The organism is Arthrobacter agilis, assembly GCF_030816075.1.
GTDB lineage: Bacteria > Actinomycetota > Actinomycetes > Actinomycetales > Micrococcaceae > Arthrobacter_D > Arthrobacter_D agilis_E.
In genome coordinates this window covers 175,880-193,520 of record NZ_JAUSXO010000001.1, presented here as the reverse complement: position 1 = coordinate 193,520, position 17,641 = coordinate 175,880, and the positions used below count along the sequence as shown (strand labels likewise).

The following is a 17,641-nucleotide window of genomic DNA, read 5'->3' as shown; positions in this document are numbered from 1 at the left end:
CCGGACGCAAGCGGACGGGATACCGGACGCCCGCCCTGTCAGGGACGGACCGGCTGGAGGCGGAAGCTCGCGCCCCGATGCTCCTCCGGCAACCGGTCACCCTTGCCGAACAGCTTCTGGCGCAACGTCCCCTCGGCGTACTCCGTCGGATAGGCTCCACGCTTCTGGAGCTCCGGGACGACGTAGGTGATGACGTCCTCGAAGGAGCCGGGTGTGATGGCGTAGGCCAGGTTGAACCCGTCGACGTCGGTCTCCTCCACCCATGCCTGGAGCTCGTCGGCAACCTGCTCGCCCGACCCGACGATCCGCGGACCCAGCCCACCGATCCCGGCCCACTCGGCGATGTCCCGCACGGTCCACGGCGCGCCGTCGTCGTTCACCTTCTGGAAGGTGGCGACAGCGGAGTGGATGGCGTTCGACTTCACGTTGCCGAGCGGTTCGTCGGGGCCGTAGGCGGACAGGTCCACGCCGAACCAGCCGGAGACCAGCACGAGCGCTCCCTCGTAGCTGACGTACTTCTGGTATTCGGCGTGCTTCGCCCGGGCCTTCTCCTCCGTCTCGTCCGTGATGACGGTGAGCAGTGTGTAGATCCGCACCGAGTAGCGGTCGCGCCCCGCGGCCTCGACGGCGTCTCGGATCTTCCGCACCACGTCCTTCAGGATCTCCTTGCTCGGCGCACCCACGAAGACCGCCTCGGCGTTGCCTGCGGCGAAGGCGATCCCGCGGGAGGACGCCCCGGCCTGGAAGATGACGGGAGTACGCTGCGGCGAGGGCTCGCTGAGGTGGATGCCCGGGACGGTGAAGTAGGTGCCGTCGTGGTTGATGTCGTGCACCTTGGCCGGGTCCGTGAAGACACCGCTCTCGCGGTCACGCACGACGGCGTCGTCCTCCCAGGATCCCTCGAGCAGCTTGTAGAGGACCTCGAGGTACTCGTCCGCGTGGTTGTAGCGTTCGTCGTGCTCGAGCTGGTCCTCGTTGCCCATGTTGCGCGCGGCGGAGGGCAGATAGCCGGTGACCACGTTCCAGCCGACCCTGCCGTTGGTGAGGTGGTCCAGCGTGGAGAGCCTGCGGGCGAACGGATACGGGTGCTCGTAGGCGGTACCGGCGGTGACACCGAAGCCGAGGTGCTCGGTGACGAGCGCCATGGCTGACACGAGCAGGAACGGGTCGTTGACCGGGGTCTGCGTACCCTGCCGCAGGGTCGCCTCGTTGGAACCGCCGTAGACGTCGTAGGTGCCGAGGACATCCGCGATGAAGATGCCGTCGAACAGGCCCTTCTCGAGCGTCTTCGCCAGATCTGCCCAGTAGCGCAGGTCCTTGTAGCGCCACGACTGGTCCTCCGGATGGCGCCAGAGACCGGGCGACTGGTGGCCGACGCAGTTCATGTCGAAAGCGTTGAAGCGGATACGGCGCGGTGCTGCGGGCATGGGAGATCCTCACGTCGGGGCACTGCCGTGGGGAAGCGCCATACTTGCCCGGCTGGTTCAACCCGGGCCGAATCCTCACCTGGGGCACCCCACTACAGCGAGAGGGTTGCCGTCCAACAAACCAGGGTTTTGCGTTGGAACTCTTGATTCTGGTGACGAGCGTAGGCGCCCTCCCGCATCACCGTCCAGACGCGCCTGTCACAGAGCGTCACGGTCAGCAAGGGGTGAGGGCTACCGGGAGACTGCGCCGGCAGGTGGGACTGCTAGCGGAGGTAGGACGCACCGTTGGCATCCACGACAGTGCCGCTGACCCAGATCGGAGCATCCGTGGCGAGCCAGGCGACGGTCTGCGCAATGTCCTCCGGCGTCGCCACCCGATTGAAGGGGCTCTGCGCCCGCACCGCGTCACCATCCGGGCCGTCGAGGACAGTCCTGCCCATGTCCGTCTCCACGAAACCCGGAGCCACTGCCGCCGCCAGGATGCCGTGCGGCGCCAGCGCAACGGCCAGCGACTGCGTCATGGCATGCAGCGCCGCCTTGCTCGCGCCATAGGCCGGAGTGACGGGCTCCCCACGATAGGCCCCCCGAGACCCTACGGAGACCAGGCGGCCACCGTCCGGGCCCGCAGGACGATCGAGGAGGTGACGCGCCACCAGCCATGCCAGGTTCGCGGGGCCCATCAGGTTCACGTCCAGTGTGCGTCGCCAGGCCTGCTGCCAGTCCTCGTAGGACGTCGTCGCGATGGGGTGCGCCTCGAAGATGCCGGCGTTGTTTACCAGCACGTCGATGCCGCCGAGGTTCTGCACCACACCGTCCACGATGCTCCGGCACGCCTCCGGATCCCCCACGTCGCCGACCACATCCACGTGACCCGAACCGGGAAGATCCCGCCGGACTGCCGCCGCTGCCGATGCGTCGCGTCCCGAGTGGACGGCGATACGGTGTCCCCGTCCAGCCAGTTCATGAGCGATGGCCGCACCGATCCCGCGGCTCGCGCCTGTCACCAGAATGCTCAGAGTCATGGATCAGACGCTACATCGTGCACGTCCGCCATCGCCGGGGATGGGCACCTGTGGACAGCGAACCGATGTCGGGGGAGGTCCTTGCTACGCTGCAACCCATTGCCCATGCTTCTCCCAGAAGGACCGGATGGACTCGTTCAGTGCGCACCTCGACAGGGGAATCCTCAGACTGCGATGGAACAGGGGCGTCGAGATCACGCATTCGGCAGCCGTCGCCGCCGCCCGCGCCCTCGCGGAGTTCCACGGCCCCACAGCCCTCCCCCTCCTGGTCCACATGCACGGCATCACCGGCATCACCCCCGAGGCGCGCGTGGGCATGGCCGCGTATCGAGGCTTCACACGGGTAGCCCTCGTGGGGGCCGACGCCGTCGACGAGGTGATGTCGGGCTTCTCCCACCGCTCCCCCACCACGACGCGCTACTTCACCTCGGAGAGCGAAGCCCTCACCTGGCTACGGGACAGCAGCACAGCCGACCGGCAGACCCCGGCACGGTAGCGGGTTCAGAAAGGTGCCCGGGCATGCAGAACGGCCGCATTGACCACCCTCCGCAACGGGTGCCACAGTGACACCATGAGCACCGAGCACTCCGGAAACGACGACGTCCAGGTCAGTAACAATGAGGCCGAGAACCGCTACGTCGCCACCCTCGACGGCGAATCCGCCGGCATCGCCGCGTACGAACGGTCCGGGACCACGATCGTCTTCACCCATACCGTGGTCGACGAGGAGGTCGAGGGCCGAGGAGTCGGCAGCACACTCATCCGCCACGCACTCGACGATGCCCGGGGGCAGCACCTCACGGTGGTGCCGCAGTGCGAATTCGTGGCGGCGTTCATCGAAGAGCACCCCGAGTACCAGGACCTGGTGGGCTAGGCAGCCCTGCTGTCCCTGGCACCGAGCGCAGCGTCGATCAGCACCTCGGCCGCGCCCCGCGCCTGCCGGGCGGCTTCTGCCGTTCCTGCGATCGCCGCCGTCGTCTGAGCACCCTCAGCGAGGATCGAGAGCTGCGGTGCGAGGTACGCCGGCACACCTGCCTCCGCTGCCAGTCGTGCGACGTACTCCTGGAACGACGCCTTGTGCTCCCGCGCGTACTCGGCCACCTCGGAGCTCACCGCGCCGAGCTCGGCGAAGCTGTTGATGAACCCGCATCCACGGAACGAATCCTCGGCGAACCACTGGGCGAGGTAGTCGAAGATCGCGAGGAGCCGGTCGCGCGGAGCAGCTGCCTGACGGACCTTGGCGTCCAGCCCGTCAGCCCACGACCTGTGTCGCCGCTCGAGGACCGCCATCACGATGCTGCTCTTCGACGGGAACTCCTGGTACAGCTTCTTGAGCGAGACACCGGCCGCGGTCCGCAGTTCGTCCATGCCCACGGCCTGGATCCCCCGCGCGTTGTACAGCTCGTCGGCGGTCGCGACGATGCGGGTGCGCGCCTCGGAAATATTCATATTCCCATTCTACTTGAACAGAGAACGATCGTTCTATACAGTGTGAGCACCGGCGAGAACGAACGTTCTCACCTCTCGAGACAAGGATCAGCACTATGGCTTCCATCAAGGTCGGCACCGAGAACAGCACGGACATCGAGCTCTACTACGAGGACCACGGAACGGGTCAGCCTGTCGTCCTGATCCATGGCTATCCCCTCGACGGCGGTTCCTGGGAGAAGCAGACCGCCGCCCTCCTGAACGCCGGCTACCGCGTCATCACCTATGACCGCCGCGGGTTCGGCAAGTCCAGCAAGCCCACCACCGGCTACGACTACGACACCTTCGCCGCAGACCTGAACACCGTCCTCGAGACCCTGGACCTGAACGACGTCGTCCTCGTGGGATTCTCGATGGGCACCGGCGAGGTGGGCCGCTACATCGGCACCTACGGTGAGGCACGCGTAGCGAAGGCCGCCTTCCTCGGTTCCCTCGAGCCGTTCCTCCTCCAGACCGACGACAACCCGTCGGGCGTGCCGTCCACCGTGTTCGACGGCATCCGCAGCGCAGCGATCGAGGACCGCTACGCCTGGTTCAGCAATTTCTACAACGACTTCTTCAACACCGACGCCTTCCTCGGGAACCGGCTCAGCGAGGAGGTACTCCGTAACGCCTGGAACGTCGCAGCCGGTTCGTCCTGGTACGCGTCCTTCGCCGTCGTCGACTCCTGGCTGACCGACTTCCGCTCCGACGTCGAGAAGGTGACCGTACCGTCCCTGATCGTCCACGGCACCGAGGACCGCATCCTGCCGATCGACTCGACCGGCCGCGAGTTCACCAAGCGCCTGCCCTCCGCCGAGTACGTGGAGATCGAGGGCGCACCGCACGGCCTCCTGTGGACCCATGGGGCCGAGGTCAACGAGATTCTGCTCCGCTTCCTGGCCAAGTAGCCGCGCGGGTCACCAGGAACAGGTGACCGGCTTCGGGCAACCTGCCACGGGTCACCCCACCCTGGTGGCCGGGCCGAGGTGACGGACATCGAAGAGGGAACCACCGAAGGGCGCCGGGACATCCGGCGCCCTTCGTCGTTCCGGTGATCGGATCCCGTGCGGGACCAGGCCCGTCAGAGCTGGATGCCGCGGGTGAGGGCCCCGTCGATCAGGATGTTGGCGCCGGTGGTCCGGCTGGAGCGGGGACTGGCGAGGAACACGACGGCGTCCGCCACCTCCTGCGGTGTACCCATACGGCCCGTCGGGTTGAGGCCCATCGCCGTGGCGAAGAGTTCCGGGTTGCCCTGCTCGATGCCCTCCCATGCCCCGCCCGCGTGGTAGGTATTGCCGGGCGAGACCGTGTTGGCACGGATACCCTGCCCTGCGAGGTGGAATGCCAGCCCCGCCATGTAGCCGATGAGCGCTGTCTTCACCGTGCCGTACGGGCCGGACGCGAAATCGACCTCCCGACCGGACACGCTCGAGATCGCGGTGATCGACGGGATCGCGCTGCGTTCCAGGTACGGCAGCGACGCCTTGACGAGACCCACCGTCCCCAGGAGGTCCACCCGCAGGCTCGCCTCCCAGTTCTCAGCGGTGTCCGCGAACGCGAGGGCGCTGACATTGCTCACGACGGCGTCGATCCCACCGAAGTCGGCAGCCACGGCCTCGACCCAGGCGCTCACCGCCGGCCCGTCCCCGACGTCGAGCACATACCCCTTGACCCGGCCCGGCGACGATGCGTGCGCCTCTTCCGTCGCTGCGACGTCGCCCGCATGACGGGCACAGAAGGCCACGTTCGCGCCCTCCTGCACGAAGGACTCGACGATCGCCCGCCCGATGCCTTTCGTGCCGCCGGTGACGAGAGCTGTCGTGCCGGTCAGGTGCAGGTCCATGGAACTCCTTCGGTGGTGCGGGAGATTGGTACGGGCGGTCAGCGCAGTTCCGCAGCCTGTCGTCGAAGGTGGGCATGAAGCCCCCCATAGGCGTCGGTCGCCGGGAAGAGCGCCTTGGGTGCCTTCACGACCACGCTGTAGTTGGCGTCGACGGCATTCGCGATCGGCGCGAGCGCGGTCTGTGTGAGGAGCTGGTACGCGTCGAGCTGGTGCAGCCCGAACAGGTCACTGAACCAGCGGATCATCTCCAGTTGCCCGATGCGCCACGAATCCTCCATGGGACGCGACGAGCCCACGGCCATCCAGTGGTAGTCCGTCTCGAGCCGTGGCCAGGCCGGAGCGCCGCCCTTGATGAGCTCCACGATGATCGTCGAGTACATGGCACCCTCGACGGCGGTTCCGCACGCTTCACCTTCGCCCTGACGGTAGTGTCCATCGCCGACGGAGAACAGCGCACCCTCCACGTTCACCCCGAGGTACACCGTGGTACCCGATTTCACGTCCGGCGCGTCCATGTTCCCGCCGAACCGTTCGGGGACGAGTGCAGAGCGGACCTCCCCGCCGGGCGGCGCGACGCCGACCGTGCCGAGCATCGGCTCGAGCGGCAGGGCGACCTCGAAGTCACCGAGCCTGGACTGGAACCCGACCGTCCGCCGCTCCGTGTCGACGTGGTAGATCCAGGTGATGTCGGGCAGGGGCTCGTGCAGGGTGGCGGTCCGGTCGGTCGTGGTGAGCCCGCCGAAGAAGGGGATGGTGGCCGATGCCCCGTACGAGCGGGCCGGTGTGAGGTCGACGACGTGGAGGGCCAGGGTGTCTCCGGGCTCGGCGCCCTCCACGTAGAACGGGCCGGTCTGCGGATTGACGAAGTTGAGGTCCACCTTCTCGCCCGACACGTCGTCGACGGAGGTGAGCGCGTTGTTGAAGGCGTCCTCCGTCCAGAGCCTCAGCGCTGTGCCGGGCTGGACGGTCAGCACGGGTGCGCTTCCACCGAAGGTGTACACGAGTTGGTCCCGCCGCGGGTGGTACTCGATGATCTCCATGACCGGATGCTACGGGGCGGTCCCTGGCCGGACAAGGCCCGGGACCGCCCCGTCGGGGCTCCGCACTTCGGGCCCTTGCCGGGTCCCCGATGTCAGCTCGCCACGGACAGCGAGGACAGGACGGAGTCGAGCCGCTCGTAGCCCTCGTTGACGCCGATCTCCATGCCGCTGCTGATCATCGCGTCGCGGGTCTCGCCGCTGAGGAACACCGACCGTCCGGAGCACCGTGTGCGGCCGTCGCCCAGATCCTCGAAGGTCATGCTCTCGAGGCTCACCTGGTGCGGTGCGCCGTCGAACTCGAACGTCTGGATGATCCGCTCGGGTGCGACGACGGTGTGGAAGATGCCGCGGAAGCCGTAGGCGCCGCCGTCGTCGTCGCGGTGGAGGTACGAGTAGGCTCCGCCGGTGACGGCCGAGAACTCACCGATCTCGGTGGTGATGCGGTGCGGACCGAGCCACTGGCGGACGAGGTCCGGCTCCGTGAAGGCACGGAACACGAGGTCGCGGGGAGCGTCGAACTCCCGGACGATGTCCACGTACGGCTGGCCGGGTTCCGCGGTGATGGTGGTGGGATTGCTCATGACTGATCCTTGCTGTGCTGGTCCTTCAGGGTTGCGAGGACGCCGTCGAGCCGGCGGTACTGCCGCTCGGCCTCGAGGCGGTAGGTGTCGATCCAGCCTGTCAGTGCCTCGAGGGCGGCCGGGTCGAGATGACAGGGACGGCGCTGCCCGTCCCGCGTGCGGGTGATCAGGCCTGCCTGCTCGAGCACCTGGATGTGCTTCGACACGGCCTGCTTGGTCATGGTGAAGGGTTCCGCCAGTTCGTTCACTGTGGCCGAACTGCGCGACAGCCGCGCGACGATGGCCCTGCGTGCCGGATCGGCGAGCGCCGAGAAGGCGGCATCGAGAGCGTCATCCCTCATGATCCACCTCCTCGTTGATCAACCAATTGGTTGATTACACGAGTGTAGACCTGCTCCTGTACAGCGGCAAGGGGTGCAGAACGACGACGGAGGGACGACGCCGCCTGGACGTGGGGGTCGCGTCGAGCCCGCAATACCTCCCGTCCCGCTCGTCGCCGGCGAACGACCGAGCGGTGACGGTGCGGGGTGGATCCGGGTGCGTCAGGCGCGACCCTTGAGGATGAGGTTCCAGTAGACCTTCGGCAGGACGACCCGTTCGATGAGGTACGTCAGTCTGCGCTCGCGTGCGAGGTCGTTCCAGCCCGGGACGGTGGGCATCGGCGAGTACTTGTCGTCGAACTCCGAGAACACGACCGTGTTCCGGCTGACCACGAAAGGGCATGCCGAGTAGTGGTTGTACTCGGCGGTGGGCTTCTTGCCCTTCAGTACGGCCTTCAGGTTCTTGGCGAGGACCTTCGTCTGCATGCGCAGCGCCGCGCCGGACTTCGAGTTGAGGGTGGACGCCGCGTCGCCGAGCGACCAGATGGTGGGGAAACGGGTGTGCCGCAGGATCACGGGGTCCACCTCGACGAAACCGCCCCGGTTGCCGGCCGCCGGCAGGTCCGTGGTCTTCAGCCACTCGGGCGCGGACTGCGGCGGAACGGCGTGGAGGACGTCGTACGCGATGGTCTCCGACGCACCGGTGACGGTGTTCTTCAGGTCGACCGTCCGGCCCTCGGGATCCACGGACGCGAGTTCGGTGCTGTAGCGGACCTCGATCCCGTACTCGTCGATCTTCCGGCCCAGTTCCTCGTCGATGATGTCCATGCCGAAGATCGTCGGCGTGGACACCGCGAGGACCACCCGGATGTCCTCGAGCACGCCCTGGCGCCGCCAGTGGTCGCACGCGAGGTACATGGGCTTCTGCGCGGCGCCGTCGCACGACGCCGGTCCGGGCGGCTGCGTGAAGACGACGGTTCCGTGGGTCAGGTCCCTGAAGAGCTTCCAGGCCTTCGGCGCCAGCTCGTACTCGTAGTTCGAGGCGCCGTGCGGCCCTTCCATCGCCTCCTTCAGGCCGGGGATGGCGGTCCAGTCGTTCTGGATGCCGGGGCAGACCACGAGGTGGTCGTACGTCACAGCCGATCCCGACTCCAGCAGCACAGTCCTGGAGTCCGTGCTGACGTCGGTGGCCTTGTCCTGGATCCAGGTGACTCCCTTCGGCATGACGGCGGACTGCAGCCGTACGGCGTCGAAGGCGTCGGCGGTTCCACCGGCGACGTGGGAGAACAGGGGCTGGTACAGATGACGGGTGCGCGGCTCGATCACCGCGATGTCCTTCACCCGGTAGCGGCGAAGACGCCCGGCGAGGGAGACTCCTGCGTTGCCGCCACCGATGACGAGCACCTGGTGATGACGCTTCTCGCCCGGAGCGGGGATGACGGGAACCGTGCGGGACGCCGGTCTGGTGCTCATGCTGGAACCGATGACAGCTACCTCTTCCGTGTCGCCCTGCGCCTGTTTCCTCGACAGTACAGCGCGGCACCGACGCGGGACAGGCACGGATTAGGCAGTGACAGTCCGACGGCGTCCGTCCCGACCATCGGCGACGGACGGTGGGCGGCGAGCGGTACGGGGTGACGTACGGTGGGCGGCGAGCGGTACGGGGTGACGGGAGGCGCTGACGGCGTCAGCGGACGGGGGCGGCTGGGGGCCGGGCGGTCCTTGGGACGGTCGGGAGTGCGAGGACGATCGAGGGGCCGGCAACGGCGAACGCGGACGCCCCCGGCGCACCGGCGAGCGGCGGGACGCTGGAACCGGTCGGGAGCGCTGCGACGGCCGAAGAAGTCGATTGTGAGGAGTCCGCTGAAGCTGCACCATCAGGGGTCCCGTTGGCGAGGGCGACGAGCAGCAGGTAGAACACGATGAACCAGAGCCCGACGACGACACCCCGCGTCGACGTGCGACCACGCCGGACGTTCCTGCGATCGGAGTCCTGGGCGGCAGGTGATGCGCTGCGCTTCGTCCCCTGTGCCGGCCGACGCTCGAAGAACTCGAGTTCGATCCGTGCCTGGGTCAGCTCGGCCCGCAGCTGCTCGGCCCGTTCCGCCGCCCGTACCGCCTGCAAGGCCTGTTCCTGCCGTGCCTCCCGCGCACGGTCTGCCGCCGTCACCATCGCTGATCCCCCACCCTCCGATCGTAGGGTGCCGCTCTCGCACCTGACCCGCAGGTTTGGGACAGGATCAGCGCAGGCATGGGAGATCGGGCGCCTACCGGCAGCGGCCGCCGGGCACGGACACCAGACCCCGACCCCAGGACCGCGCCCCGGCTGGGACAGCACCCGTCCCCGTAACGCCCCGCTCTACTCCCGCGCGTACCGCTTGACGAACGCCCGCAGGATCAGCTCGGGCTGGTCCACCACCGTGGCTCGCGCCCGGGCCATGTACTCGTCGGCCTCCTCGGGCGGGAAGTACCCTGCATGGCGGTAGGTGCTGATGCGTCCCACGAGCGCCTCGACGTCGAGTTCCGGATGGAACTGCGTGGCGTACACGTTCTGCCCCACACGGAACATCTGCACCGGACACGTGGCCGACGACGCCAGCAGCACCGCCGACGCCGGCAACGAGGCACAGGCCTCCTTGTGCCCCACATAGGCGGCGAACGACGACGGCAGGCCGGCGAGCAACGGGTCCGCGACGCCGTGCCCGGTCAGTGTGACCTCGACGGAGCCGACCGGTTCCGCGTAGGTGCCGTCGATGACAGCACCCTGGTGGCGGCCCAGGGTCCCGACGCCGTAGCAGGCACCGAAGAACGGGTTAGTCGGTCGCGACCACGCGGTCCAGCAGCAGGCCGAGCTCACGCTCCACACGCACCTGGACCTCGCTCTTCGACTCCTGGGGATCCGAGGAGTTGAAAGGGCTCCCGCCGAGGAAGATGCCGGAGTAGTCCGCGAGGTCGAGCTCTGGCAGCGGCTCCGCTTCCACGCGGATACGGCGCAGCTCACCCTCGGCGAGGCCGCCGTAGCGCAGGAAGCTCCGGTATTCGGCCTCGGCCGCATAGTTCTCGGCACGGGTACCCAGCAGGAGGAACGGTTTCACCCCTCGATGCTACTGGCCGCCGGTCAGCCCTCCAGGACCACGACACCGCCGTCGGACCGTTCCTGCCCACCCCCGGCGAGGCATGCACGGAAGACGACCCCCTCCGGGCCCGTGACACGGTAGCCGGCCGCGGATCGGGACACCCGGAACTCGCCCTCGGACCCCGACGGGGTGACCACACGGGCCGAGGCACCGTCGGCCGTGCCGGGGTAGACGGTGACCAGCGGGTCGTCGAGGTAGTCGTAGTCGGGGACCTGCCGGGCGGCGTCGCTGCTTCCGGTGACGAGGACCGTGCCCTCCCGCACCCACAGGGGCAGGCTGTCGAAGCCGTGCGTCTCCCGCCGCCATCCGCCGCCGTCGACCAGCTCGCCCGTGAGCAGATGCGTCCACGTCCCGCCAGGAAGGTAGTACTCCACGGCACCGTCCGCGGAGAACACGGGGGCCACGAGCAGGTCGGGCCCGAGCATGTACTGCCGGTCGAGGTGCGCGACCGCGGGATCGTCCGGGAAGGCGAGCTGCATGGGCCGCATGAAGGGTGTCCCCGTGCTGTGTGCCTGCAGGCCGACGCCGTAGAGGTACGGCATGAGGGAGAGCTTGAGCCGGGCGAAGGTCCGCGTGACGTCGACGGCACTCTGCCCTTCGGGCTCGTCCCCCGTGTCGAAGGCCCACGGCACGCGGTAGCTGGTGGAGCCGTGCAGGCGCGAGTGGCTCGAGAGCAGGCCGAACGCGAGCCACCGCTTGAACACGGCCGGGTCGGGTGAGCCCTCGAACCCGCCGATGTCATGGCTCCAGTACCCGAAGCCGCTCAGGGCGAGCGAGAGCCCGCCACGGAGCGTCTCTGCCATGGACTCGAAGGACGACGAGTTGTCGCCGCCCCAGTGCACCGGCATCTGCTGGCCGCCGGCGGTCGCCGAGCGTGCGAAGAGGACGGCCTCCCCCGTTCCCCGGACCTCCTCCAGGACATCGAACACGGCCCGGTTGTAGAGCTGCGGGTAGAGGTTGTGCATGGTCTCCGCCGGCGTGCCGTCGTGCCACTGCACACCCAGCGGGATGCGCTCGCCGAAGTCCGTCTTGATGGCGTCCACGCCCTGGCCGAGCAGTGTGCGGATCTTGCCCTGGAACCAGGCGGTCGCGTCGGGGTTGGTGAAGTCCACGAGGCCCATGCCCGCCTGCCACAGGTCCCACTGCCAGACCGTGCCGTCGTCGCGCCGCACGAGGTAGCCGGCCTGCGCGGCCTCGTCGAAGAGCTTCGACCGCTGCCCGATGTACGGGTTGACCCAGGCACTGACCCGCAGTCCCTTGCCGTGCAGCCGCTCGAGCATGCCCTCCGGATCGGGGAAGACCCGCGGATCCCACTCGAAGTCCGTCCAGTTGAACTCGCGCATCCAGAAGCAGTCGAAGTGGAAGACGCTGAGCGGGAGGTCCCGCTCCACCATACCGTCGACGAAGTGCGTCACCGTCGCCTCGTCGTAGTCGGTGGTGAAGCTCGTGGACAGCCACAGACCGTAGGACCAGGCCGGCACCTGCGCAGGCCGACCCGTCAGGCGCGTGTAGCGCTCGAGGATGTCCGCCGGCGTGGGCCCCTGGATGACGAAGTACTCGAGCGTCTCGCCCGGCACCGCGAACTGCACGCGTTCCACGGACTCGGACCCCACCTCGAAGGACACGTGCTCGGGGTGGTTCACGAACACCCCGTACCCGCGGTTGGTGAGGTAGAACGGCACGTTCTTGTACGACTGCTCGCTGGACGTGCCGCCGTCGGCGTTCCAGATGTCCACGGTCTGCCCGTTCTTCACGAGCGGCCCGAAGCGCTCCCCCAGGCCGTACACCAGCTCGCCGACGCCGAGGGAGAGCTGGGCGTGAAGGTACGACGACGACGGCGCGCGTCCCGTCGTCGACACCCCCGCGACGCCGGCGGGCTCGGTGGTCACGGGGGCATCCGGCGCGAGGCCCATCCGGCCCACGGACTTGGGGCCACTGGACGTGAGGGTCCGGCCGTCCGCCTCGAAGGTGAGGTTCCAGGGCGCCCCCCTGCTGATGCGCGCGGTGAGTCCGCCCGCGGTGAGGACACCGCCGTCGTCGTCCGCCTTCGCCGCACCGAGTCCCTCCACCGCTCCGACGAGCTCGAAGCCCCGGTGCGGGGTGTCACCGCGGTGGTTCTCGATGCGCACGCCGATCACGCCGTCGAGCGGTGTGCTGAGGGTGACCGTCAGCAGGGCCCGGTTGAGCGTGTCACCGCGCCGCTCGATGACCTTCGTCGGAGCGGAGACGACGAGGCGCCGGTAGTCCACCGCCTCGATGTCGTAGGCCTCCTGCGCGTACTGCGCGTCGACGCCGGGGCGGGCATGCCAGAATCCGTCGGTGAATTTCATGGTTACTTGACTGCTCCTGCCGTGATGCCCCGGGTGAGGGTGCGCTGGAAGATGAGGAAGAAGATGAGCGTGGGAAGGAGCCCGAGGAGGGCGGAGGCGCTGGTGGTGGTGACGTCCATGAGGCGGTCGCCCTGCAGCACCGTGATGGCCACGGGCACGGTCTGGTTGTCGTTGCCCACGAGGAACGTCAGCGGGATCAGGAACTCGTTCCACGTCCAGATGAAGAAGAAGATCAGCAGCACACTCAGTGTGGGCCGCGAGATCGGGAAGATCACGCGCCACAGGATCTGCCAGCGGCTCGCGCCGTCGAGCGACGCCGCCTCCAGCAGCTCCTTCGGGAACGTCCCGTAGACCGAGGCCAGGAGATAGGTCCCGAAGGCGCTCTGGATGACCGTGAAGATGATGATCACGGCCCACACGCTGTCGTAGAGGCCCACCTGCCGGAACATGAAGTACAGCGGGTAGAGCAGCACCTCCTGCGGCAGCATGTTGGCGAGCAGGATCAGCAGCACCAGCCAGGTCCGGCCACGGACCCGCCCGATGCCGAGCGCGAAGGCGTTGAACATCGAGATCCCGACGGCGAGCACCGCCACCACACCGCTGATGAAGAAGCTGTTCCACAGCTTCCGGGGGAAGTCGACGCGCTCCCAGAAGGCGGTGATGCCATCGAAGGAGAGCGCCGACGGAAGGGACAGCGGCCCGCCCGTGGCGTAGTCGGCGGGCGACTTGAACGAGTTGGCGAGGATGAGCAGGAACGGGACGGCGATGAGCAGCCCGATCAGCACGGCCACCGCGAGGATCACCCAGTCGCCGGCGGTCCTGCGCGCCCGCCCGCTGCGCCGTCGTTGACGGGGTGGTTCCTGGACCGCTTCGCGGGTCAGGGTGGGAACGGCCATCAGCGTGCCTCCTCGTTGCGCTCGAGCCTCGTCTGCACGAGGACGAAGATGATGCTGACGACGGCGATGACCACCGTCAGCGCGGTGGCGATGGTCGCGCCGTAGCCCACCTGCTGGGACTGGAAGAACTCGCTGTACGCGTAGTACGCCGGGACGATCGTCGAGGTGCCGGGTCCGCCGCCGGTCAGGGCGTAGATGGGGCCGAAGACCTTGAGCGCGGCGATCGCGCAGGTGAGGGTGACCACGAAGATCTCGGGCCGGATGATGCTGACGGTGATGGCGCGGAAGCGCTGGAACCAGTTGGCGCCGTCGAGCTCCGCCGCCTCGTACAGCTCCGGGTCCACGCGCTGCAGCGCCGCCATGAAGATGACCACGGGGTAGCCGAGCTGCACCCAGACCATGATGACCATGATGCTGGGCAGGGCCGTATCGGGGTCGCCGAGCCAGTTGCCCTGCAGGCCCCCGAGGCCCACGGCCGCGAGCACCTGGTTCAGGGCACCGTTCTCCGGCCGGAGGATCCAGCCGATGACGATGGCCGCGATGACGCCGGGCAGGATCTGCGGCAGGTAGTAGGTGGCGCGGAGGAAGCTGGCGAGATGCCCACCGAACTTCCGCCCGATGAGGTCGAACAGCATCGCCGCGAGGACGAGGCCCAGCACCGTGGGCACCACCACCATCGCGATGATCATGGCCACGGAGTTCCGGAACGAGGTCCAGAACGTCGTGTCGCCGAACAGCTCCACCCAGTTCTCGAGGCCGATGAACTCCGGCGGACGGATCCCGCGGTAGGAGGTGAAGGTCAGGTAGATGTTCCACAGCAGCGGCACCACGATGATGAGCGTGAGCAGGGCGAGGCCGGGCAGGAGGTAGAACCAGAAGGAGTTGCGGCTGGAGCCGGGGATGAGACTGGTGGTCGGGCGCGCGGGGCGCTCCTTCGACCGGGTTGCGATCGCCATGGGCGTGCACCTTCCAGGGCAGGGTTCGTCGGGTGGTCCCGGCCGCGCCGCCGACGTCGGGATGAGCCGGTCGGCGCGATCGGGATGATGCGGGGTCAGCCGACGATGTCGTCGACACCGCTCTGGTACTGGTCCCCGACCTGCTGCTGGAACTCCTCCGGCGTCTTGGTGCCGTTCAGCAGTTCCTGGAGACCGGCGTTCAGCTCGTCGTAGAACGTGGGCGTGGGCCAGTCCGGGTAGAACGCGATGCCGTCCTTCTCGGTGAGCTCGTTGAAGTTCGCGATGAGCTCCGAGCTCTTCTCATCGGTGATGTCCGCCGGATCGGCGGCGACCGGGACGCCTCCGTTGTTGCCGATCAGGTTCTGGATCTCGGGGCGCATCGTGATGTCGATGAACTTGTAGGCGAGCTCCTTGTTGGCGGCGGTCTCCGGCACGGCCCACATGTTGCCCGCCGAGCCCGGTGCGAGGTCCGCCCCCGGGAACAGGAAGGTGCCCCAGTCGAAGCCGGTGGCCTCGGTGGTGAACCGGTTGTGCCACCAGCTGCCCGAGACGAAGATCGGGTTGGTGCCGTTGATGAAGGCGGTGCCGGCGTCCTCCGCCGTCGAACCCGTGGAGTTGGTGGAGATGTAGCCCTTGTCGGTCCAGTCCTTGACGGTGTCCGTGGCGAAGGAGACCTCCTCGCCCTGCCAGTCCACCGGGTTCTTGTACAGCTGGTAGTCCTCGACCCAGCCGCGGTCCGCCTGGGTGAGTGCGAGCTGGTACCAGAGCTGGCCGAGCGGGTACTCCGCCGCCGACTCGGCCAGCGGGGTGACGCCCTGGTCGGAGAACTTCTGCAGCACGTCCTCGAACTCGTCGAGCGTCGTGGGCACCTCGAGGCCCGCCTCGGCGAACATGTCCTTGTTGTAGTAGACCTCCACGAACTCGCCGTAGTTGGGGACACCGAACCAGCTGCCGGACCCCATGATGCCCTGCTCGTCGTACTTCGCCGTGGTCTGCAGCGAGGGCGCGAGCTTGTCGTCCCAGCCGTACTGCTCCACGGCGTCGTCGAGGTTGGACAGCAGGCCCTGGCTGGACAGCAGACCGGCTGTGGCGTTGCCCTTGTTGTACTCCAGGAGGTCAGGGGCCTCGTCCGAGTTCAGCACCTGGCTGGCGGTGGAGCGGATCTGCTCGAAGCTGCGCTCCTCGAACTCGACGGTGGCACCCGTCTCCTCCTCGAACACCTTGATGGCCTCGGCCCAGGCGATGCCCATGGCGCTCGTCTCGCTCTCGAAGTGCCACAGCTTCAGGGTGTCCCCCTCGCCGCCGGACCCCGACTGGGCATCCGGACCGGACCCGGCACATCCCGACAGGGCGAGGGCCGCCGCCGTGAACGCGGCCCCCAGAATCATTCTGCTCTTCTTCATGGCTACTCCCTTGTAGTGGTGACCGGCCGAAGAGACGGCCGGGCTGGATCGAAACGTTTCGACAACTGGACGAATGACCTGCCGGGGTGGGCCGACAGACGGACGACCGGTGCTACGAGCCCCGGCGGGGTGCCGCGACGGAACCGTGTTCGCGGTATGTGGGCGCGACGAGCTCGACGCGCGGTGCGACGGTGCCGTCGAGCTGCCGGACTGCCAGCTCGACCGCACGGGTACAGGTGTCCGCCGGGATCAGCGGGATGGAATCGAGCGGCGGCGTGAAGCCGGAGGTGTCGAAGGTCGGCACGCCCGCGATCACGGACAGGTCCCGTGGTACGGACAGCCCGCGTCCCGCGATCGCCTCGAGGACCACCTTGTGGACACCCTCCTCCGCGTGGACCACGAGGCCGGTGGGCGCAGGATCGGCATCGAGGACACCGAAGAGCGCCGACCGGACGTCCGGTGCATCCTTCTCCATCATCGAGAAGCGGGCATCGACACCCCGCTCGGAAGCCCTCCGCAGGAAGCCGTCGCGGAAGCGTGTGGGGAAATTGGAGCCACGCTCGTACACGGCCTGCGGATGACCCAGCAGGGCGAGCGAGGCATGCCCGGCGTCGACGAGCCGGTCCACCGCGAGCGCTGCTGCCGCCTCGAAATCGAGGTCCACGCAGACGAGTCCCTCCGCGTTCCCCGGGACGCCGATGAGGGCCGCCGGTACGCCGAGCGCCCGCACGAGATCCGCCCGCTCGTCGTTGATGGAGACGTCGAGGACGATGATGCCGTCCACGAGCCGGCTCGAGGAGACGCGGCGGAGACCGTCCGTCGCCTCGTCCTCCGTCAGGAGCAGGACGTCGTAGTCGTACTGCCGGGCCGCCGTCGCCACGGCCAGGACGAAGGCCATGTGTGCGGGAGTGTAGGTATCACTCCGGAGGGGCGCCGTCAGGGCGAAGATGCGCGTCCTGGTCCCGGCCAGCATCCGTCCGGCGGCGTTCGGCATGTAGTCGAGCTCGCGGACGGCCTGGTCGATGCGCAGCCGGGTCTTCTCGCCGATCGGACGCTTGCCACTGAGGGCATAGGAGACGGTGCTGATGGACACACCGGCGACACGGGCTACGTCGTGGATGTTGGCCATGCGGACTCCTGTGTCAGCGGACGATGGACCGGCATTCCTCCCCCGGTCGCCGGTCGTCTAAACGTTTCGATGACCGGTGACCAGAAC

17 protein-coding genes, 1 pseudogene and 1 riboswitch are annotated in these 17,641 nt (G+C 68.0%); of the genes and pseudogenes, 3 read left to right on the top strand and 15 right to left on the bottom strand.

Translation table 11 applies throughout. The annotated features are described in order from the left end of the window. Positions 1–38: 38 nt before the first annotated feature. Both QFZ50_RS00920 and QFZ50_RS00915 read right to left on the bottom strand, forming a co-directional pair. Positions 39–1,427 (bottom strand): LLM class flavin-dependent oxidoreductase, encoded by a 1,389-nt coding sequence (locus QFZ50_RS00920; protein ID WP_307080987.1) that lies wholly within the window; start codon positions 1,425–1,427, stop codon positions 39–41. Positions 1,428–1,462: 35 nt separating this feature from the next. Continuing rightward, positions 1,463–1,576, bottom strand: a riboswitch (SAM riboswitch). Between the two features lie 114 nt (positions 1,577–1,690). Further along, positions 1,691–2,449, bottom strand: coding sequence for an SDR family NAD(P)-dependent oxidoreductase (locus tag QFZ50_RS00915; RefSeq protein WP_307080984.1), 759 nt, complete (start codon positions 2,447–2,449; stop codon positions 1,691–1,693). A 127-nt stretch (positions 2,450–2,576) separates the two neighbouring features. On the opposite strand from QFZ50_RS00915, the gene QFZ50_RS00910 reads away from it, so the two are divergent. After that, positions 2,577–2,945: a SpoIIAA family protein gene (locus tag QFZ50_RS00910; protein ID WP_307080982.1), complete on the top strand. Its 369-nt coding sequence runs from the start codon at positions 2,577–2,579 to the stop codon at positions 2,943–2,945. Positions 2,946–3,020: 75 nt separating this feature from the next. After that, positions 3,021–3,323 (top strand): GNAT family N-acetyltransferase, encoded by a 303-nt coding sequence (locus QFZ50_RS00905; protein WP_307080980.1) that lies wholly within the window; start codon positions 3,021–3,023, stop codon positions 3,321–3,323. Here QFZ50_RS00905 and QFZ50_RS00900 read toward each other — a convergent pair. Continuing rightward, on the bottom strand, positions 3,320–3,898 hold the full coding sequence (locus QFZ50_RS00900) for a TetR/AcrR family transcriptional regulator (protein ID WP_307080978.1): 579 nt from the start codon (positions 3,896–3,898) through the stop codon (positions 3,320–3,322). The two genes, QFZ50_RS00905 and QFZ50_RS00900, sit on opposite strands and share 4 nt — an antisense overlap. A gap of 95 nt (positions 3,899–3,993) precedes the next feature. On the opposite strand from QFZ50_RS00900, the gene QFZ50_RS00895 reads away from it, so the two are divergent. Then, complete coding sequence (locus QFZ50_RS00895; RefSeq protein ID WP_307080976.1) at positions 3,994–4,827, top strand: alpha/beta fold hydrolase; 834 nt, start codon at positions 3,994–3,996, stop codon at positions 4,825–4,827. A gap of 173 nt (positions 4,828–5,000) precedes the next feature. On the opposite strand, the gene QFZ50_RS00890 is transcribed toward QFZ50_RS00895, so the two are convergent. From QFZ50_RS00890 to QFZ50_RS00835, 12 genes and pseudogenes are all read right to left on the bottom strand, one after another. Further along, complete coding sequence (locus QFZ50_RS00890) at positions 5,001–5,762, bottom strand: SDR family NAD(P)-dependent oxidoreductase (RefSeq protein WP_307080974.1); 762 nt, start codon at positions 5,760–5,762, stop codon at positions 5,001–5,003. Positions 5,763–5,800: 38 nt separating this feature from the next. Then, positions 5,801–6,802 carry an acetamidase/formamidase family protein gene (locus tag QFZ50_RS00885; RefSeq protein WP_307080972.1) on the bottom strand — a complete coding sequence of 334 codons (1,002 nt, stop codon included), beginning with the start codon at positions 6,800–6,802 and terminating at the stop codon, positions 5,801–5,803. Positions 6,803–6,894: 92 nt separating this feature from the next. Beyond that, a complete protein-coding gene (locus QFZ50_RS00880; protein WP_307080970.1) occupies positions 6,895–7,383 on the bottom strand; it encodes an SRPBCC family protein in 489 nt (162 codons plus the stop codon). Continuing rightward, positions 7,380–7,724, bottom strand: coding sequence for an ArsR/SmtB family transcription factor (locus tag QFZ50_RS00875; RefSeq protein WP_307080967.1), 345 nt, complete (start codon positions 7,722–7,724; stop codon positions 7,380–7,382). Before QFZ50_RS00875 ends, QFZ50_RS00880 begins: the two co-directional genes overlap by 4 nt. Positions 7,725–7,925: 201 nt before the next feature. Next, positions 7,926–9,176, bottom strand: a complete 1,251-nt coding sequence (locus tag QFZ50_RS00870) for an NAD(P)/FAD-dependent oxidoreductase (protein WP_307080965.1) — start codon at positions 9,174–9,176, stop codon at positions 7,926–7,928. A 214-nt stretch (positions 9,177–9,390) separates the two neighbouring features. Continuing rightward, on the bottom strand, positions 9,391–9,876 hold the full coding sequence (locus QFZ50_RS00865) for a hypothetical protein (RefSeq protein WP_307080963.1): 486 nt from the start codon (positions 9,874–9,876) through the stop codon (positions 9,391–9,393). Positions 9,877–10,062: 186 nt separating this feature from the next. Continuing rightward, a pseudogene (locus QFZ50_RS00860) lies at positions 10,063–10,798 on the bottom strand (glutamine amidotransferase). 23 nt (positions 10,799–10,821) lie between these two features. After that, the gene (gene yicI, locus QFZ50_RS00855) at positions 10,822–13,170 is read right to left on the bottom strand and encodes an alpha-xylosidase (protein WP_307080961.1); all 2,349 of its coding nucleotides are present in this window, start codon (positions 13,168–13,170) and stop codon (positions 10,822–10,824) included. A 2-nt stretch (positions 13,171–13,172) separates the two neighbouring features. Next, complete coding sequence (locus QFZ50_RS00850; protein WP_307080959.1) at positions 13,173–14,066, bottom strand: carbohydrate ABC transporter permease; 894 nt, start codon at positions 14,064–14,066, stop codon at positions 13,173–13,175. Further along, complete coding sequence (locus QFZ50_RS00845; protein WP_307080957.1) at positions 14,066–15,022, bottom strand: carbohydrate ABC transporter permease; 957 nt, start codon at positions 15,020–15,022, stop codon at positions 14,066–14,068. Before QFZ50_RS00845 ends, QFZ50_RS00850 begins: the two co-directional genes overlap by 1 nt. Before the next feature lie 95 nt (positions 15,023–15,117). Beyond that, positions 15,118–16,425, bottom strand: coding sequence for an ABC transporter substrate-binding protein (locus QFZ50_RS00840; RefSeq protein WP_307080955.1), 1,308 nt, complete (start codon positions 16,423–16,425; stop codon positions 15,118–15,120). 112 nt (positions 16,426–16,537) lie between these two features. Next, entirely contained in the window at positions 16,538–17,554 is a 1,017-nt protein-coding gene (locus QFZ50_RS00835) for a LacI family DNA-binding transcriptional regulator (RefSeq protein WP_307080953.1), read from the bottom strand. Positions 17,555–17,641: the final 87 nt, after the last annotated feature.

Excerpts from the sequence above, each read along its gene's own strand:
- QFZ50_RS00920 (WP_307080987.1), bottom strand. The coding sequence starts at position 1,427 with ATGCCCGCAGCACCGCGCCGTATCCGCTTCAACGCTTTCGACATGAAC.
- QFZ50_RS00915 (WP_307080984.1), bottom strand. The coding sequence starts at position 2,449 with ATGACTCTGAGCATTCTGGTGACAGGCGCGAGCCGCGGGATCGGTGCG.
- QFZ50_RS00910 (WP_307080982.1), top strand. The coding sequence starts at position 2,577 with ATGGACTCGTTCAGTGCGCACCTCGACAGGGGAATCCTCAGACTGCGA.
- QFZ50_RS00905 (WP_307080980.1), top strand. The coding sequence starts at position 3,021 with ATGAGCACCGAGCACTCCGGAAACGACGACGTCCAGGTCAGTAACAAT.
- QFZ50_RS00900 (WP_307080978.1), bottom strand. The coding sequence starts at position 3,898 with ATGAATATTTCCGAGGCGCGCACCCGCATCGTCGCGACCGCCGACGAG.
- QFZ50_RS00895 (WP_307080976.1), top strand. The coding sequence starts at position 3,994 with ATGGCTTCCATCAAGGTCGGCACCGAGAACAGCACGGACATCGAGCTC.
- QFZ50_RS00890 (WP_307080974.1), bottom strand. The coding sequence starts at position 5,762 with ATGGACCTGCACCTGACCGGCACGACAGCTCTCGTCACCGGCGGCACG.
- QFZ50_RS00885 (WP_307080972.1), bottom strand. The coding sequence starts at position 6,802 with ATGGAGATCATCGAGTACCACCCGCGGCGGGACCAACTCGTGTACACC.
- QFZ50_RS00880 (WP_307080970.1), bottom strand. The coding sequence starts at position 7,383 with ATGAGCAATCCCACCACCATCACCGCGGAACCCGGCCAGCCGTACGTG.
- QFZ50_RS00875 (WP_307080967.1), bottom strand. The coding sequence starts at position 7,724 with ATGAGGGATGACGCTCTCGATGCCGCCTTCTCGGCGCTCGCCGATCCG.
- QFZ50_RS00870 (WP_307080965.1), bottom strand. The coding sequence starts at position 9,176 with ATGAGCACCAGACCGGCGTCCCGCACGGTTCCCGTCATCCCCGCTCCG.
- QFZ50_RS00865 (WP_307080963.1), bottom strand. The coding sequence starts at position 9,876 with ATGGTGACGGCGGCAGACCGTGCGCGGGAGGCACGGCAGGAACAGGCC.
- yicI (WP_307080961.1), bottom strand. The coding sequence starts at position 13,170 with ATGAAATTCACCGACGGATTCTGGCATGCCCGCCCCGGCGTCGACGCG.
- QFZ50_RS00850 (WP_307080959.1), bottom strand. The coding sequence starts at position 14,066 with ATGGCCGTTCCCACCCTGACCCGCGAAGCGGTCCAGGAACCACCCCGT.
- QFZ50_RS00845 (WP_307080957.1), bottom strand. The coding sequence starts at position 15,022 with ATGGCGATCGCAACCCGGTCGAAGGAGCGCCCCGCGCGCCCGACCACC.
- QFZ50_RS00840 (WP_307080955.1), bottom strand. The coding sequence starts at position 16,425 with ATGAAGAAGAGCAGAATGATTCTGGGGGCCGCGTTCACGGCGGCGGCC.
- QFZ50_RS00835 (WP_307080953.1), bottom strand. The coding sequence starts at position 17,554 with ATGGCCAACATCCACGACGTAGCCCGTGTCGCCGGTGTGTCCATCAGC.